This is a genomic window from Undibacterium sp. KW1, assembly GCF_009937955.1.
Taxonomy (GTDB): domain Bacteria; phylum Pseudomonadota; class Gammaproteobacteria; order Burkholderiales; family Burkholderiaceae_D; genus Undibacterium.
On sequence record NZ_AP018439.1, the window covers coordinates 4,975,486 to 4,992,347 of the forward strand.

The 16,862-nt window shown below is 50.6% G+C and carries 14 protein-coding genes and 1 tRNA gene; 10 read left to right on the forward strand and 5 right to left on the reverse strand.

The genetic code is table 11. From position 1 onward, the window contains the following. Positions 1-22: 22 nt before the first annotated feature. Complete coding sequence (locus UNDKW_RS22345; RefSeq protein WP_162060519.1) at positions 23-1,444, reverse strand: glycoside hydrolase family 105 protein; 1,422 nt, start codon at positions 1,442-1,444, stop codon at positions 23-25. Positions 1,445-1,652: 208 nt separating this feature from the next. Here UNDKW_RS22345 and UNDKW_RS22350 point away from each other — a divergent pair, with 208 nt between their 5' ends. Then, positions 1,653-2,546 (forward strand): alpha/beta hydrolase, encoded by an 894-nt coding sequence (locus UNDKW_RS22350; RefSeq protein ID WP_197892976.1) that lies wholly within the window; start codon positions 1,653-1,655, stop codon positions 2,544-2,546. Positions 2,547-2,894: 348 nt separating this feature from the next. On the opposite strand, the gene UNDKW_RS22355 is transcribed toward UNDKW_RS22350, so the two are convergent. Then, complete coding sequence (locus UNDKW_RS22355; protein ID WP_162060520.1) at positions 2,895-4,901, reverse strand: sulfatase-like hydrolase/transferase; 2,007 nt, start codon at positions 4,899-4,901, stop codon at positions 2,895-2,897. Between the two features lie 318 nt (positions 4,902-5,219). Next, the gene (locus UNDKW_RS22360) at positions 5,220-5,870 is read right to left on the reverse strand and encodes a hypothetical protein (RefSeq protein WP_162060521.1); all 651 of its coding nucleotides are present in this window, start codon (positions 5,868-5,870) and stop codon (positions 5,220-5,222) included. Between UNDKW_RS22360 and UNDKW_RS22365 the strand changes: the two genes are divergently transcribed. The 5 genes from UNDKW_RS22365 (at position 5,869) to UNDKW_RS22385 (ending at position 8,979) form a co-directional block, all read left to right on the forward strand. After that, positions 5,869-6,762: a LysR family transcriptional regulator gene (locus tag UNDKW_RS22365; protein ID WP_162060522.1), complete on the forward strand. Its 894-nt coding sequence runs from the start codon at positions 5,869-5,871 to the stop codon at positions 6,760-6,762. The genes UNDKW_RS22360 and UNDKW_RS22365 overlap by 2 nt on opposite strands. Positions 6,763-6,852: 90 nt before the next feature. Then, entirely contained in the window at positions 6,853-7,257 is a 405-nt protein-coding gene (locus UNDKW_RS22370; protein WP_162060523.1) for a RidA family protein, read from the forward strand. A gap of 75 nt (positions 7,258-7,332) precedes the next feature. Beyond that, positions 7,333-7,406 (forward strand) — tRNA-Gly (locus UNDKW_RS22375). Positions 7,407-7,525: 119 nt separating this feature from the next. Beyond that, positions 7,526-8,548 (forward strand): ribonuclease I, encoded by a 1,023-nt coding sequence (locus UNDKW_RS22380; protein ID WP_162060524.1) that lies wholly within the window; start codon positions 7,526-7,528, stop codon positions 8,546-8,548. Positions 8,549-8,688: 140 nt separating this feature from the next. After that, on the forward strand, positions 8,689-8,979 hold the full coding sequence (locus tag UNDKW_RS22385) for a YciI family protein (protein WP_162060525.1): 291 nt from the start codon (positions 8,689-8,691) through the stop codon (positions 8,977-8,979). 58 nt (positions 8,980-9,037) lie between these two features. Here UNDKW_RS22385 and UNDKW_RS22390 read toward each other — a convergent pair whose 3' ends face one another. Then, positions 9,038-9,550 carry a S41 family peptidase gene (locus UNDKW_RS22390; protein ID WP_255431555.1) on the reverse strand — a complete coding sequence of 171 codons (513 nt, stop codon included), beginning with the start codon at positions 9,548-9,550 and terminating at the stop codon, positions 9,038-9,040. Positions 9,551-9,882: 332 nt separating this feature from the next. Beyond that, on the reverse strand, positions 9,883-11,157 hold the full coding sequence (locus UNDKW_RS22395) for a S41 family peptidase (RefSeq protein ID WP_162060527.1): 1,275 nt from the start codon (positions 11,155-11,157) through the stop codon (positions 9,883-9,885). Between the two features lie 270 nt (positions 11,158-11,427). Here UNDKW_RS22395 and UNDKW_RS22400 point away from each other — a divergent pair, with 270 nt between their 5' ends. From UNDKW_RS22400 to UNDKW_RS22415, 4 genes are all read left to right on the forward strand, one after another. Next, on the forward strand, positions 11,428-13,842 hold the full coding sequence (locus UNDKW_RS22400; protein WP_162060528.1) for a PAS domain-containing protein: 2,415 nt from the start codon (positions 11,428-11,430) through the stop codon (positions 13,840-13,842). Further along, positions 13,839-14,447: a response regulator transcription factor gene (locus tag UNDKW_RS22405; RefSeq protein WP_162060529.1), complete on the forward strand. Its 609-nt coding sequence runs from the start codon at positions 13,839-13,841 to the stop codon at positions 14,445-14,447. Before UNDKW_RS22400 ends, UNDKW_RS22405 begins: the two co-directional genes overlap by 4 nt. A gap of 118 nt (positions 14,448-14,565) precedes the next feature. Continuing rightward, positions 14,566-14,985, forward strand: coding sequence for a response regulator transcription factor (locus UNDKW_RS22410; RefSeq protein ID WP_162060530.1), 420 nt, complete (start codon positions 14,566-14,568; stop codon positions 14,983-14,985). Between the two features lie 13 nt (positions 14,986-14,998). Then, positions 14,999-16,699: a methyl-accepting chemotaxis protein gene (locus tag UNDKW_RS22415; protein ID WP_162060531.1), complete on the forward strand. Its 1,701-nt coding sequence runs from the start codon at positions 14,999-15,001 to the stop codon at positions 16,697-16,699. Positions 16,700-16,862 lie beyond the last annotated feature (163 nt).

Below are 16,862 nucleotides of genomic sequence, written 5' to 3' on the forward strand. Positions count from 1 at the left end.
GGTATCCATAAGATGTAAGGCATCAATGGTGTTCGCGATAATCTGTCTTGCTGTTTCCAGCAGGCAGATAGTGGTAAGTGCGTACCTTGTGCTGGATTTCAATTACCGGATTTTTCAACAATTTGATCATTTCAGCACCAGCCAGCAGCATGGGGCCATAGCCATGCAGGGCATCAACACTGGTGGGGCGGTTGTAGTAATACACCTGATCACTCGCAAAGGTGGTGCCTACGCAAGTGCCTTCAACCTGGCCTTTGGCATTGATGCGCGGGTACAGGGCATTCCAGCCAGCCTGGGCGATCGAGCCATAAGTCGTCGGGCTGATCCAGCCCTGGTTGATTGCATGGGCAAACACATACACATACATGGCGCTGGCCGAGGTCTCAAGGTAAGAGTCATTGCGGTCCAGCATCTGGTGCCACAGGCCCTGGCCAGACTGCAACTCGGCTACGCCATTCAGAGTGGCACGCAGTTGCGCCAGTACCTTTGGATAACCCGGATGATCCTTGGGCAGCACATCGAGCAGATCAGACATAGTCAGTACTGCCCAGCCATTAGCGCGCGCCCAGTAAAAACGCGGCGCGTCAGGATTATTCGCATTCCAGCCGTGGGTGTAAATATTCGCCTGCTTGTTGAACATATAGGCAGACATCTGCAGTACGTTTTTGACAGCATCATCAAAGTGGCTGCGGTCTTTGGTGTAATGCCCTATTTCACCAAGCGGCATGACACCCATATACATATCATCTGCCCACAAGGAAGATGCCTGCGGGCGTTTTCTGGCGAGCGTACCGTCAGCCAGCCTGTACTGCTGTTTGGCGACGAAATTGCTGCACACCTTGATCATGTTACTGAGGTCAGGCCCGATATTGGCAAACCTGGCCCTGATCAGTGCCGCGCACATGGAGCCACTATCGTCGAGCGAGCGTGGGTCCAGGAAGCGGGCAAAGCTGTTGGCGCGCTCTAGGTGAAACTGTTTTTCCTGCGCATCAAAATAAGGCATGGTCTTGGCAAAAAACTGAAAATGGCGTTCTGTCATGGCGGTGAATTTTTTGTCGCCCGTGACTTCTGCTGCCTTCATCAGACCTGCATGCACGACACCCATTTCATAGACCAGGATGCCAAAGTCCCCCTTGCTTGGCTCAAAAATCGCATCGGCAACCGGTGGCTTGCTAAAGTCAGTGATTTCGGCACCCGTATTCTTCTGGATCACGCGGGTAGGCGTGACTGATTCCATATAGGCGCGTATGCGGTGCAGGGCTTCGGTGATTTCTGCCACTTCCGGCTTTTGGTAAGGCACGGGATAAGTACCCTCGCCTGTATCCTTGAGGTCTTTATTGTCCCTGTTACGGTAGCCGCCGTCGGCATAGGCCGTGCCACACAAAAACAAGGATGCGATGACCATGGTCAATAAGTTTTTAACAAGGGTAGAACTTGGTTTCATGTGCGCCCGCCTGGAAGATTTGTTGGTTTGTCTCGTTTGCGTTTTTATTGAATTCATTACCTGAAGCGATATTATTGCTCTCAATTGGTCAGACCATTCTAAATTGGTCTGTCCAATAATGCAATGTGGACTAGCCGCTTATTCTATGATTATGCGATAATTCTTGCGCCTGCCTGCGGCAGGCAGGCAGCAATATTAATAGAAATACATGAAGGAGCAGCGCTTGAAGCCAGCCATCATCACCTTGTTTGCTTCTGTATGCATGGCAGCAAGCCTGCTCACAGCATGCGCAAAACCTGCCCAGCCAGCGCCTGCAGACAATGCCTATACAGCCGAGAACACCTATAAAAAGCTGGTGGTGGCATATCCATATATCCACATCGCCAGCAAACAGCCGCCTGCAACTGTCAGGGTCTTGCGCAATATCAGCTATGTCAGCAATCAGGGCCAAGCCCTGCAACTGGATGTGTTCATGCCAGCCCGCAGCAGTAGCAGCAACCCAGCCTTGCCTGGCATAGTCCTGGTGCATGGCGGCGGCTGGCGCTCAGGCACACGCGACAACCTCGCCCCCATGGCGATACGGCTGGCTGAACGCGGCTATGTTGCTGCCGCCATCAGCTACCGCTTATCAGATGAAGCCCGTTACCCCGCCGCCATCCATGACGTGAAGGCGGCGATACGCTGGCTGCGCACGCATGCGGTTGAATACCAGCTAGACCCCAGGCACATTGCCGTGGCCGGTGGTTCGGCAGGCGGCCAGATCGCAGCCCTGGTGGGTGTCACGAATGACAGGCCTGAATTTGACCCACAGGCACAGCCCGGTGCGGTTTCCAGCGCCGTTTCCAGTGCAGTGCAAGCCATCATCAATATCGATGGCCTGTCCGACTTTACCTCAGAGGAAGCGCGCAAGTATGAAGACGACCCGCGCAAGCAGCCATCTGCGGCGGGTGCCTGGTTTGGCGGTACCTATGCAGAAAAGCCTGAAGTATGGAAAGACGCGTCACCACTGATACATGTCAACAAAAATACCCCACCTATCCTGTTCATAGGCAGCGCACAAAGACGCTTCAGCCTGGGCGGGATGAGATGGTGGAGAAATTAAATGCTCTTGGCATCGCCAATCAGACCGTGCTGCTACCGGATACACCGCATAGCTTTTGGTTGTTTGATCCATGGCTGGGAACAACGGTGGAGGCGATGACGGCATTTTTAGGGAAGATGTTTGGCAGACCATGAGTTGTTGACTTGACGACTTATAACGGGCCATATCAGGGCAATCTGAAGCAATACCAATCTCATACGCACCGCTTTTTTGACCATCGCTTTCAGTTCAAATGAATGACGGGAGTAACCAACAGAACCCCATCCCTCACCCCGCCTCTCCCTTGAAGGGAGAGGCGTTGACGGCAGTGTCATCGCAAAAACTATATCTGCCATTGCTGGTAGCAATTCAGCTCGGTGCCTGTCCATCTGCCACGATGCCCATGTCCTGCATGTTCTGCGGCGTATAACCAGCTTTGATCAGCGACTGGTTCAGAGCCTTGCGTAAATAGGCGAGGTCAAATTCTGTCTGTGCGAGGTTCAGGCCCAGCTCAACGAGCTGGCCAGAGCGCAGTATAGGCGCACCTGTGGTTTTGTCCCAGTGCAGCAGGTTGTGGTTTTCATTCGGGTCGGCATCGAGGTTATACAATTCCCATTGGGTATTCGTGGGATTTTGCGGTTCCCAGTAACGCACGAGTTTCCATGGTTTCTCAAAATATGATTGTATGTGGTTGGGTTGTACGACAGGGCCGGATGCTGTCAGTGGTTGCTTTTCGGTAGGCTTGCCAGTAGGGCTGGTCAGGCGTTCTGTGATATTCACATACCACTGGTATTTGTCAGGCAGATAGTTGGTGTCCAGCGGTGCGGTGATGTTGTCGTCAGAGACAAACAGCACGCCACAGCGTTCAGTTTCATTTGCCGTGCCACGAATGACGGGTGACAGGTCTTCGCCAGCCAGGGGTTTGACATCATGGCCCTGTATGAATTTAGCCAGTGCCTGCCTGTCGTTTTCATCATAGCCTGCCAGGCCCAGCAAAGTTGGCACCCAATCGACATGCGTGGTGTGGCATTGCACGGTGCGCATGGTTTTGTCACCATTGACCAGTGGTGAAGAAATAATGGCGGGAATATGCGTGGCCTCTTGATAGGCACCACACCATTTTTCTATCTGCCCGCCATGCGCACCTGCAAGCTCACCATGGTCAGAAGTGAAAACGACGATGGTATTCTGGTCGAGACCACTTTCATACAGGCGTTCAAGTATGGTGCTGACTTCGATATTGACGAGGTATTGCAGGTACAGGTAAAACGCCAGGTAGTTGCGGTACCAGTCCTCGGCATTGCTTTGCATCTTGAATGGATAAGGCGATGGAATGACCGCATGCTGACCACGCAAGGTCGTCAGTGCAAGTTGGAATTTATAGGAATAATCGTACTGGCAATCCGGCTTGCTGGACAGGTCACCGTCCCAGTTGGCAGGCAGCCTGACATCGCCGAGTTTGAAGCCATCAGGGTTCAGCGGCACGCGGTAAGTTGCCTTGAACTGATTGGGTGCCTTGCCGTAAGTCGGCGGCTGACTCAGCGTACCTTTGACAGGTGCACCATAGGGCGCAATGATGTCGCCCAGCGTCGGCGGTGTAGTGGGTGTTTCTACCGCTGGTTGCCAAGGAAATGGATAAGCACCGATATCATGAGGATTGACAAAAGACGCCACCGCCAGCCAGGGCCGCGGCTTAAAACTGGCATTGGTGGGGTTGTTACTGTTGATCATATTCGCCTCCACGCCCACGCCCTTGCGGCGCAGGAAGGTGGTGACGAGGTCAGTATAGGTCTTGTCGCGATACACGCCGAGGTTGGGCGTACCGAAGCGCTGGTCAGACGGGGTTGAATATTCCCAGTCGCCAAAGCCCCAGTTCTCCAGACTGCCATCAGGCGGGTTCGATAAATCCCAGCGGCCAAAATAATGCGTCTCATAACCCGCCGCACGGAACCAGTCACCCATGGTTGGCACGCCATCTTGCGGCAACCATGGGAAGGCCGGATCAGTATCGACCTTGAACATGCCCTCGGTCTGTGTCACGCCACTATGCGCACTGTACTGCCCCGTCATGATGGTGGCACGACCAGGCACGCAGGCAATGCTGGAGCAGGTATGGTTTTGTAGCGATACCCCATTCTCACGCAGCTTGACGAAACCGGGGAACTGTTCTGCATACGGATTGTCCGCCAGACTACCCTCTTCAAAACGCAAAATCTGGTACAGCGGGTCCAGCGGGTCATCCGCATAACGCGGCGGATAACGCATCTGATCAACCATGATGAACAGGATATTCGGCCTGGCTGGTGGCGCGCTACTGTCACTGGCATTGCTACTCGAATTATTGGAATTACTGGCGTTGAGGCTTGCTGTGCTCATGATCATCCTTTGTGCGTTAAGGGCTAGAACAATGCGGAAGGTTTGCAGCAAGGATGAAGGGGAGTTCACCCTTGCATTGAATTATCTAATTGTCAATTCTAATGCGACTTATCGAAAAAACAAAGATATAAGTTGTACAGGCACAAAAATTTTCAATTGGCGCGTGGCAATAGGAAAATTTATGCCTCCCGAAGGATATGGGCTATTCGCGGGCTCGGTAAGTGATACTGCTTCTGCTCAGACGCAGCACCGGTTCAGGCATTGCGACCAATGCGCTGCACATCTGTTTCTTTATCAAGATATTTATCAGAATCGTTATCAGGATCTCGAATATAAATATTTCAGATTTTTCTCATACACTGCTTCCGCATCAACACGGGTAATCAAATCCAGGGCAAGCAAAGTATGCTTCCTGTCGCGGTTTTCTCTGGTCCCATATTCGTGCAGCACCAGAAAATCCTGATCCAATTCTTCTACTTCACCAATAAAACAGACATCATTGCGCACGCGCTCTGTATGCAGAGTCACATGCCCAAACTGCTCCTGAATAGAGGCCAGCGCTTCATGTAGCGAATTGATGGCAATCCCGGGCATGCATGGCGCGGCCTGGTTGCGCTTGATTAAGGCGTACAGTGATTCAAGGAAATTGCCACCCCAGCGTATCCGGGTAATATCCTCGCCATAGACAAGGCTGAATCCATTCGCCACGCCCTCTTCGGTAAACAAGCTTAACAGTACAAATTTGTCTGAGTAATCGGCAATGATGCCCGTAAATGCATTGCTATCCAGATCGTCGCGGTACAGGTCTATCAGCTCTTGCGTCTCTTTTAGTTTGTTTATCGTCTTGTAATGCACACTCATTTTTATCTTTTCAAACTGTATGCGCAGCCCGGCATTCATGCTGACAATGCTAAAATGAATCACCGGAATCAAGCTGGAAAACGACCATAGCACGAGACGAGGCCGCATGATAGAAAAGCTGGAAATAAATCATCTCAGAACCCTCGATGCCCTGTACAAGTTTGAGAACCTGTCGGCAGCGGCAGAATATCTCGACGTCTCCCAGCAGGCCGTCAGCCTGCAGCTTAAAAAGTTGAGGGATATCCTCAGTGACCAGCTCTTTGTCAGGACAGGTCATGGTGTTGTCGCCACGCCATATGCAAAACTGATACAGCCACATGTCCGCCAGGTATTGATGCATCTCAATGACATCCCCCTGCCTGGCTCAGTCACTCCGGCAAATACAGCAAGAACCCTGGTCATCTCTGCCACTGACTACACGCAAAAAATCATCGTAGGCGAGCTCATCAATGAACTGCGGACTTCTGCACCCGGGGTAAAAATCACCATCATCAATATCGAGAGTGCAAACCTGATCCAGAAAATGCACCAGGGTGAGATAGACCTGACGCTGACATCGAATGGCTACGTGCCTGAGGGCCTGGTGTCAGATGCGATTTTCACGGAAAGATATGTCTGCGTATCCGCCAACAAAGACATTGTCTTTGATGACTATTTACCGCTGGAACGCCTGATCGAATATGACTTTGTCGTGACATCGCCGGGCATCGCCAGCTTCAAAGGCTCGGCAGACAGCTGGTTTGAACAACAAAAGCTGCGACGCAAGGTACAGGTATCAGTACCCTCTTTTTTCATGGCGCAGGAATATTTAAAGCAATCAGGCATGGTCGGCTTTTTACCATCACGCCTGATGCCATGTGCTGGCCTGTTTGAAATACCACTCAAGAAATATCCACCCGGGTATGAAGTCGTTGCCGCCTACCACCCCAGCGCACGGAATGATGCGTTCATGGTATGGCTGCTGGACAAGATAAAGCAAAAGTTCTCGCCAGCTACATAAATCGCTTGTATCGCTTACAAGCCTGCCTTGATGGTCAAGCGCGGCCCTTTCCTCCAGACTCTCTGCATGTTTATTCAACAGAGAGTTCATATGACCATCAAGAAAATCAATCCCGCCACGCTATATGACGGCGCGCCATTTGGCATGTCGCAAGCAGCAATAGAGACTGACAGCGGCCTGGTTTTTATCTCAGGCCAGGTCGACTGGGACGGCGGCTACCAGGTCAAGCATAAAGACATCGCAGCGCAAGCAGGAGGGGCAATCAAAAACCTGCTGACCGTGCTGGAAGCAGCAAATTCTTCAGTCGCCAATATCCTGCAACTACGCGTCTATGTCAGGGGAGAACTCGCCGACCATATGGAAAAGGTAGTACCTGTGCTGCTAACATACCTGGGCACATCACGCCCGGCATTAACCGGTATCGGTGTTGCTTCTTTAGCGACAGCGGATACCCTGATAGAAATTGAAGCCGTAGCAAAGCTGAATCCTGCGTAGTGATCAGCGAATAGCCCGAAGCTGCCACATGCACGATAGACATCACCTCAAAAAAACGCGTAGAATATACGTCATGCGGGTGTAGTTTAATGGCAGAACGGCAGCTTCCCAAGCTTCATACGAGGGTTCGATTCCCTTTACCCGCTCCAGTCCTTTCCATACTTTTCCAGTTTTTCCTTATTGAAGATACAATGCAGGGCAATTTTTACTTTGCTTGCGTACCAAGTACTCCTGTTCACTACCATCTGCCATGGAAGACAAGATCAAAATGAAGCAACTGAGATCACGCAACATCGTCGCGTTTGCATTTCTGGCCGCCGTAGCGTTTTCTACCTACGCCAGCGAACCCGTGAATGGCAGCTTTACCGCCAACAAATCTTGCGAACTGTACTCGTCTTTCAACAAGCAGAGTAATCCTGGTGCTGTGCATACCGTGGTCGGTAAGAGCTATGCGGTGAAGGAGATCAACAAGCCGGGTGACTATGCCTGGTTGCGGGTGGATGTGGATGGTGCCAATCCTAATTTGCGCTGGGTGGCGCGGGATTGTGGTACTGCACAACTGGACCAGGTGCCGCAAGACAATCCTCCAGCAGGCCGGGCCAAGGCGAACCGGGAGGCTGACCGCCAGACCATGTGCAGCACGCCGAATCTTGAAGACAGCTATGTACTGGCAATCACCTGGCAGCCCGGCTTTTGCGAGCACTTTGCTTATCGCGGCAAGAAGCCTGAGTGCGACGCCATCAATAGCGGCAAGCTGAAGATCAACAACCTGACCCTGCATGGCCTGTGGCCAAATAAAAAAGAATGCGGCATCAATTACGGCAACTGTTCTACCGAGCCGATGAAGCTATCTTCAGACACCATCAGACGCATCGCCAAGTGGATGCCGAATTTCCAGTTTGAAAGCAAGTTTGGTGAGTATGAATGGAGCAAGCATGGCACTTGCCAGGCACGCGATGCGGATACGTATTTCAAGACCGCGGCGGCAGCCGTTGAGGAAGTCAATAATTCAGCGGTGGGCAAGTTCATCCTCGATCACGCTGGTAAATCTTTCGCGGTGAAAGATTTCTTTGAAATGGTCAAGAAACAGGAAGGCGAAAAAATCGCGCAAAACTTCATGCTCAGTTGCGCCGATGGTAAATACCTGCAAGAGATACGCCTGAAGTTGCCAACGAATTTTGAAACGGGCAAGGGCCTGGCAAAACTGGTTGGTGATGCGGAGGGATTTAACCGCCAGACCGACAAGTGTGACAATGAAATTATTGTCGAAACGAGTGGCCGCGGGCGGTGATCATTTTGCAGGATGCGCCATGCCCGCCGTTTTCACATACATGAGTATTTGACGATGGTGCGCAGCGCGCCCCCTACTACACCACAAACACTTGGCTTCATTTGCTCGAACATACTTTATCCGCAGAAAATTTATCTATCATGTTCGTCATCGAACTCACCTATATTCAGCCCTTGTCGATAGTGGATAATTTTGTCAGCGAACACCGTGCATTTCTTGAACGGCATTATGCGACAGGACAGTTTTTGCTGTCTGGGCGCAAGGAGCCGCGTACGGGTGGATTTATTCTGGCGAATACGGCAAGCCGGGAAGCACTTGAATCGATCTTGCAGGGAGATCCGTTCCAGCGTGAGGGCATTGCACGGTACACAGTGACAGAATTCCTGCCATCCATGGCGGCGGCGGACTTACAAGGTTTGCTGACGAATTGAGCGTATTACGGGCAGGTGCAGACAAAGCACATGCTGCCTGCATCTGCCCATCAACCCCTTATTTACTGAGCACAGCTACCGCCTTGTCCAGCACCACATCACGCCCGGCACGTATATCTGCAACAGTCGGGGCGATTTCTATATCTGGCGCTATGCCCTTGCCGACAAATTCGCGGCCATCTGGAAAGCTGTCATGCTTGACGCAAATGCGGGCGCTGCCACCACCAGGCAATTTAAAGAACATGGGCATACCCGTGCTGCCAGCAGTAGCACTGCCTATGACGGTACCACGCTGCAAGGTAACGAAAGACATCAAAAAATCTTCTGCGGCTGAAAAAGTTTTTGCGCCAGCCAGCACAACGACCGGGCCTGCATAAACTTCCTTGCGCTCATTCACATACGGTTTGGAAATACCACCACGTACCGTATCAAGCAGGATGACGTCACTCCTGGCACGCATGAAGTTACTCTCCTGTCTTTCTGCGCTGTATGCGTAGGGTACGGGTTTTTTGCTTAAAAAACTCAGTATGGCAGCGCCATGCAAACTGGAGCCGCCGCCGTTATTGCGTATATCTAGAACTCATTTCATAAATAGGATGAGTGCGAACAAGACGATTTGGGATGCAGTGCAAGGCGTGACGCGAAGCTAAGGCTGGTGCCTTAGCGAGGGGCACAACGCTGCAATGCGCCCAAATCGTCAGTTCCCGGAGGGTTTGCCTCATAACGCGCGCTGGACTGCGTTGGACTCGTTGTCAATAGGCAAAGCTATTGACTGCCTCGTCTCCTTGCAGGACGCATGTGCGCTGGTAAGCGCACATCGTACGCAGGCGTGCAGCATGCTGCACGAAACCCCTGCTTTACCCTTGCCAGCCCACGTTATGAGGCAAACGCATCTCACCCTATTTATGAAATGAGTTCTAGTATCAATCCTTTGGCCTTCATGATATTGGGCATCACGGATTCAAGTTTCTTGACACCAGCATCGCTTTCAAAGTGATCAAGGGCAAGATAGGCGATGTCGCCGGGCAGCATTCTGAAATCAAAAGATGGGTCGCCTGGCACGTCCCGGTCTTGCCCGCGAGCGACAACTTCTATCCTTTCTTTACCGGTTGCATCGCGTAAACCAAGGCGTATGCTTTTACTCTGGTCGCCGCTAAACAAGCCATAGCTGTACATGCGCACAACCTTGTCCTGTGGGGTGCCGCTACTGGCGCGTGGAGCTACATTGTTGAGCGCATACTCGTGCACTGGCTGACCGTCTATGCTGATGATTTCATCACCACGCTGGATTTTTTGGGCAAGCTGCTGGTTCTGCACCTTGGTGACCAGTACGCTTTTGCCAATCAGGGCAGTTGACAGCGCTGGCCGTGAATAAAACCCATCTTGCAATTCTTCCGGTGCATAGATATTGGTGTGCCCATCTTGCAGCAAAGGTGCCAGTTGCATCATGACCTGGTAATACTCACGGGTACTCTTGGTTTGCATGACTTTATCCAGGTATTCCAGATAGACCTTGTCCCAATCAAGGTCAGGAACATTATGGAAATTCACAAAGCTGCGCTTGACCTCGGCCCAGAACATCGACAGGCCTGCGACTTTTTCTGCGGTGCTGATTTGCTCTTTGTAGGGCGTTCCTAGTACAGAAGCACGTCCCATTTTTGCGGGCAACTCTATCAGTTTGAGATAAGCTTTAAAGCGCGGTTCATCCTTGACGGTGGCAAAGGCTGGTGTAGTCAGATAGCTCTTCAGGGCAGGAATCAATACCCAGGTCTGGCTGCTTTCGAGGAAATTCAAAAACGCTTCTTTATTACCCAGGCGTAGCTCCAGCACGGCTGCATCGAGCATGAAATCAAAACGGCGACCCCTGAAGTGCAAAGCATCTGCGCTTAGGTTAAGTGATTCATTACTATCTATCGCCGCCAGAGCAAGTTTAAGTTTGGCCAGAGCTGCCTGCAGGTCTTCTTTACTGGCATCCGGCTTGGACAAACTGCTGGCCTCGCCCCTGAGCCGGTATATTCCATCCATTGCATGTGTTATCGCCTGTGCTGATTCACTGACTCTGGTTTTGATGTCACCTTGCCAGGTAGCGTTATCCGCAGCATTTGAGAGATGAAAGACCAGCAACAGAGGGAACGCAGCCAGCAAGCGTAAAGTCAGGGCAGAGGCGGTATTTTTCACAAAGAATATCTCTTTCACTTAAATGATATTGATATAGCATTACTGAATGAATTCAATAATTATAAATTGCATCATGAAATTACAACTACGACAATAATATTTTCTCTACGTAAACCACACTGTGTCTTCGCGCTCTGTTGTAAAGCCCGCAATTCAGACACACTATTTATGCAGAAATTGCGGACAACAAAGTTACAATCCAGACTGATTTAGCTCAATACGTTTAATGTTTTATTGTGCAAAGTTGCAAAAGTAATCTAACTCGAGCTCATGCAAATAATTTCTCATACAACTCTGCAAGACCCGCTGAATACAACACAAAGTGATCAGCTTGCTGCGCAACATTTGCTTGCGCGGGTGGAGCAGCTTGAGCACGAAAATGCAGCTCTTAAACTTACCCTGCAGTCGCAACAGGCCAAACAGAGTTTTTACGAAGACTTTTTCCAACATTCGCGCACCCCTTGCCTGTTCATCGATCCCGCTGGGGAGGTAATGCATGTCAATCTGTCGGCAGCGAGCCTGCTAGGCACAACACCAGAAAACCTGGAGGGGCAGCAACTACGGACATTTGTCTTTGAAGATCAGGCAGTGCTAGAAACTCAATTGTCTGCACTGACCGCCCTTGGCGAGACATCTACTTGCGAGATAAGGGCTGTAAAGGCTGACCGGGAACTAATCTTGCTCAGATTAGAGATGATCGTCCTGAACTCCAACAGTCAGCAAAGCTGTCTGGGTGTGCAATTGACAGATATAACGCGCCAGCAAGGCAAGCTCATGAGCCAGGCTGAGGGGCAATATTTTGCCAGCGTTGTCGCCGAGAACGTACCAGGCATGGTGGCCTACTGGAATTCGGACTTGCGCTGCACTTATGCCAACCACCATTACCTGAGCTGGTTTGGCCGCACCACTGAACAAATGCGAGGCATACATATGCAGGACTTGCTTGGCCAGGAGCTGTTTTCCAAAAATATCGCCTATATCAAGGCAGTCTTGAAAGGTGTAGATCAACAATTTGAACGTACTCTGGTGAAGGCCAATGGCGATGTTGGCCATACTTGGGCGCAATACATCGCTCATACCATTGATGGTATTGTGCAAGGATTCTTTGTGCTGGTGACAGATGTCAGTTTGCTCAAAAAATCGCAAAAAGCACTGTTGGAAAGTGAAGCCAAGAACCGCGCCCTGGTAAGAGCTATCCCGGATTTGATTCTGACTATCCACCGCGATGGCCGCCATCTTGACGTGCATGCCCCTGACCCAGGCATGTTATTGCAAAGCAAGGAACAACTACTGCGATTAAAAATTGAGGAAGTGTTACCGCCAAATGTGGCAAGCCAATATATAAACGCAATTGACCAGGCACTGACCAGCGGCAAACTCCAGGAATTTAGCCATGACCTGCCAGTTGCTGACCGAGGTGACATGCAGTTCGAAGCCAGGATAGTGCCATGCACCCAGGATACCGTCATCGCCATCATCCGCGATATTACAGAAACCGAGCGCGAGCGCCGGGCACAAGAATTGCGGCTATCCGAGCGCCTGCAAGTGCGTGAAAACGATTTGCGCGAAATACAGCTGAGCCTGACCATGGCCAGCGATATTACCAATATAGGCACATGGATACGAGATCTGAGAACTGGAGAATTGTGGGCCTCGTTGGAATGGCGCAGGCAATTTGGTTTTAGTCAGGATGAAACCTTGAATATGGAGATGGTCATTCAGCGCATCCATCCAGCTGACCGCCGCCATATACAAAACGTCACAGGCAATTATACTCAAGATGGAAAGCATCGATTCCAGGCCGAGTTCAGGGTGATTTTTCCGCACGAATCCGAACGATGGGTGGCTGTAGTCTGGCAGGTAGAACTTGATGAACAAGGCCAACCATTGCTGACCCGTGGCGTGGCTGTAGATATTTCTTCACGCAAGGAGGCAGAACTTGAATTGGCACAAAAGCGTGTGGAAGTCATGCACCTGGCACGTGTCGCCACCATGGGTGAATTGTCTGGTGCCCTGGCGCATGAACTAAACCAGCCACTGACTGCCATACTCAGCAATGCCCAGGCTGCCCAGCGTTTTTTGGCCAAGCCCGAAGTGGACCTACAGGAGCTGGGCGAAATTCTGCAAGATATCGTGGACGAAGACAAGCGTGCCGGCGAAATCATCCGGCGTTTACGTCGCTTGTTCGATAAGCGCAGTAATGAGCATCAAAATGTGGACATCAATGAAGTGGTGTTGAAAGTCGTGCATATCCTCCGTAATGACATGATTAATCAGGGAATTACTTTGTTAAGTGAACTGCAAGAAAACTTACCTCTGATCAGCTCGGATACCGTGCAATTAAAACAGGTCTTGATCAACCTTGTTATGAATGCGAGTGAAGTTGTCTCTGAACTCAGTGCTAACCAACGCGTCATAGAAATCAACACCAGACTAACACCAGAAAACAAAGTCGAAGTCAGTGTGAATGACCATGGCCCTGGCGTACCAGAAGCTCTGGGCGACAAAATATTCGAAGCTTTCTACACTTCCAAGAAAAATGGTATGGGACTGGGTTTATCTATTTGCAAGAATATTATCGAAGCCAGTGGCGGCCAATTATGGTACGAAAACCATGACAATCACGCTGGCACTGGCGCAAGTTTCCGCTTCCACTTACCTGTTTCGAACGAGCCCGCCTCATGACAGAAGCACCCAGCGTATTTCTGGTCGATGACCAGCCAGCAATACTCAAGGCCATGTCGCGCCTATTACAATCTGCCGGCCTGAATGCTGTCACCTTTGAATCAGCAAAAGCCTTCCTGGACAGCGACAGTGCAAATAAGGCTGGCTGCCTGGTGCTGGACCTTGCCATGCCGGGTATGGATGGTATGGCACTACAGCATCGGCTCAGCGAGGTGGATAGTGATTTGCCCATTATCTTTTTGACAGGCCATGGCAGCATAGATGCCGGTGTGCTTGCCATGAAGCTGGGTGCGCAAGATTTTTTGACCAAGCCAGTGGATGACGAAAAACTGTTGGCAGCGGTAAAGGCCGCCTTTGAACGTAACCAACGCGCCAGACTTGCGAAAGCCGAAAAGCAAGCAATACAAGCCCGCCTGGACAGCCTGACACCACGAGAGCTTGAAGTCTTGTACCTGCTGATAGAAGGCAAGCTCAACAAACAAGTCGCAGCAGAGCTGGGGACAGTCGAAAAAACCATCAAGGTACACCGCGCCAAGGTGATGAGCAAGATGGACGTGACATCCATCGCTGCCCTTATCCATTTGCTGGGAAAACTAAAAGTCTGAGATCTGCCAGCTCCAGCTGGTCCCGCCCACGCCAACTCACCTTGTTTAACAATGAAATGCCTGCTATTGGACCAAGGTCCAATAGCCTCATCATCTTTTCAAACATAAGATGATGCTCATGGGAAATACATCTACATGGATAGCGGTGGTTGATGACGAAGAAGGAATTCGTCGCTCTTTGCTGCGCCTATTGCGCTCGGCTGGTTTGGAAGCACACGCTTTCGTATCGGGCAAAGTCTTCCTGGGCAGCCTTGAATCCAGGCAACCTGCATGCGTATTACTCGACCTGCACATGCTGGATATGTCTGGCTTTGCCGTGATTGCACAGCTGGCTCAAATTGCACCTGAGCTGCCTGTCGTCATTCTGACAGGGCAAGAAGTCAGTGAAAAACAAAGAAATGCTGATCTTGCCCATGCCTTAGCAGTTTTACAAAAACCAGTCGACGATCAGGAATTATTTGCCGCAATAACCAGCGCCCTGATTAAAAAAGACAAGCAACCACTTTATCACAGCACCAATCCAGTAATAGCTAAATAGCCGGAGACAGAAAATGAAATTATCCAATTTGAAGATAGGCCAGCAACTTGGCATAGGTTATGGCCTGTTGCTTTGCATATTGGCAATCGTCGCTTTGCTTGGCGTTAATGGCATGCATAAATCCAATGAAGCGCTGCACCATGTCGTCGATATCAATGTCGCCAAAATCAATCACCTGGAAGACATGGCCAGCTCTGTGCATATTGAATCGAGGGTGATCAGAACCATTGCCCTGGTGTCTGATGACAGCATGGCGCAAGAGCAGCATAAAAAAATTGACGAAGCCCGCGTGGAGTACAACAAGGCATATTCCAAACTGGAAAAAATGCCTATGGATAACGCGGATAAGACTTTCATGCCCAAAATCAAGGAAGCTCAGCAAGCAGCGCGGACGCTCAATGACAAATTTGTCGAATTGGCAAAAACGGATAAAGATGCAGCAGTCAAATTTTTGTTGAAAGATGTCGTTCCAGTTAACAGCAAATGGCAACATGCAATTCACGAATTTGTCTTGTTGCAAGGTGAAGAAAATGCTAAGGACGAAGTCGATGCCAAGGAAGCCTATAAGGCGTCAATGACTTTCATGATCGTTGCGACACTTGCAGCCATTTCTATCGGCATTGCAATTGCCTGGAATAGTGCACGTGCCATCACCACCCCAATAAAAAAGGCGATACAAGTAGCCCAGAGCGTGGCCGAAGGCGACCTCACCAGCCAGATTGAAGTACAGGCGCAAAATGAAGCGGGTCAATTGATGCAGGCATTGAAGCAGATGAATGACAGCCTCGCTCATCTGGTTGGCCAGGTACGCCAGGGCACAGAAACAATCAACACCGCATCGAGCGAAATTGCCACGGGTAATATGGACTTGTCATCCCGTACGGAGTCACAGGCTGGTGCACTGGAAGAAACAGCGTCGTCCATGGAAGAGTTGACTTCTACCGTCAAACAAAATGCCGACAATGCCCGCCAGGCCAACCAACTGGCCATCGCCGCCAGTGAAGTCGCCATCCAGGGTGGGGCGGTAGTTGCCCAGGTTGTCAGCACGATGGGCGATATCAATACCTCATCGAAAAAGATCGTCGATATCATCAGCGTCATTGATGGCATCGCCTTCCAGACCAATATTCTGGCGCTTAATGCAGCGGTTGAAGCAGCGCGCGCTGGTGAACAAGGCCGTGGCTTTGCCGTAGTGGCCAGCGAAGTGCGCAACCTGGCACAACGTAGTGCATCTGCTGCGAAGGAAATCAAGACACTTATCGATGATTCCGTTGAAAAGGTTGGCGTGGGTAGCCGCCTGGTTGATGAGGCTGGCGTGACCATGAACAAAGTGGTCAGCAGCATCAGTAACGTGACTGACATCATGGGTGAAATCACGGCTGCCAGTGCAGAACAGACATCGGGCATAGAGCAGATCAATACTGCAATCATACAAATGGATGAAGTCACACAACAAAATGCGGCCCTTGTAGAGGAAGCCGCCGCCGCTGCCGGTTCATTACAAGAGCAGGCGGCGAGCCTGGCCAACCTGGTACAACAATTTAAAATCGAACCAACAAATCATCTGCAAACAGCGCCTGCGATAAAGGCGCAGCCTGCCAGCATCAGTAAATCGACTACTGCAGGGATACAAAAAATCCAGCGCGCAGTTGCAAAGACCAAGCCTATGCCCAAGCTTGTCACGGCAAATGAGGGTAGTTGGGAAGAGTTTTGAGCATAATTATTGTGTCGTGTTGGTTTGATTTTCCGGCAAAAGATTAGAGGTAGTTAACATTCAAGAAAATGTGTTTGCTTTCCTTTGGATTTATTGAAAGTAAGCATAGCCTAGTTTGATGGGGTTTTATCTCTTAAATTAGATGTCATATTTTATTAGATGG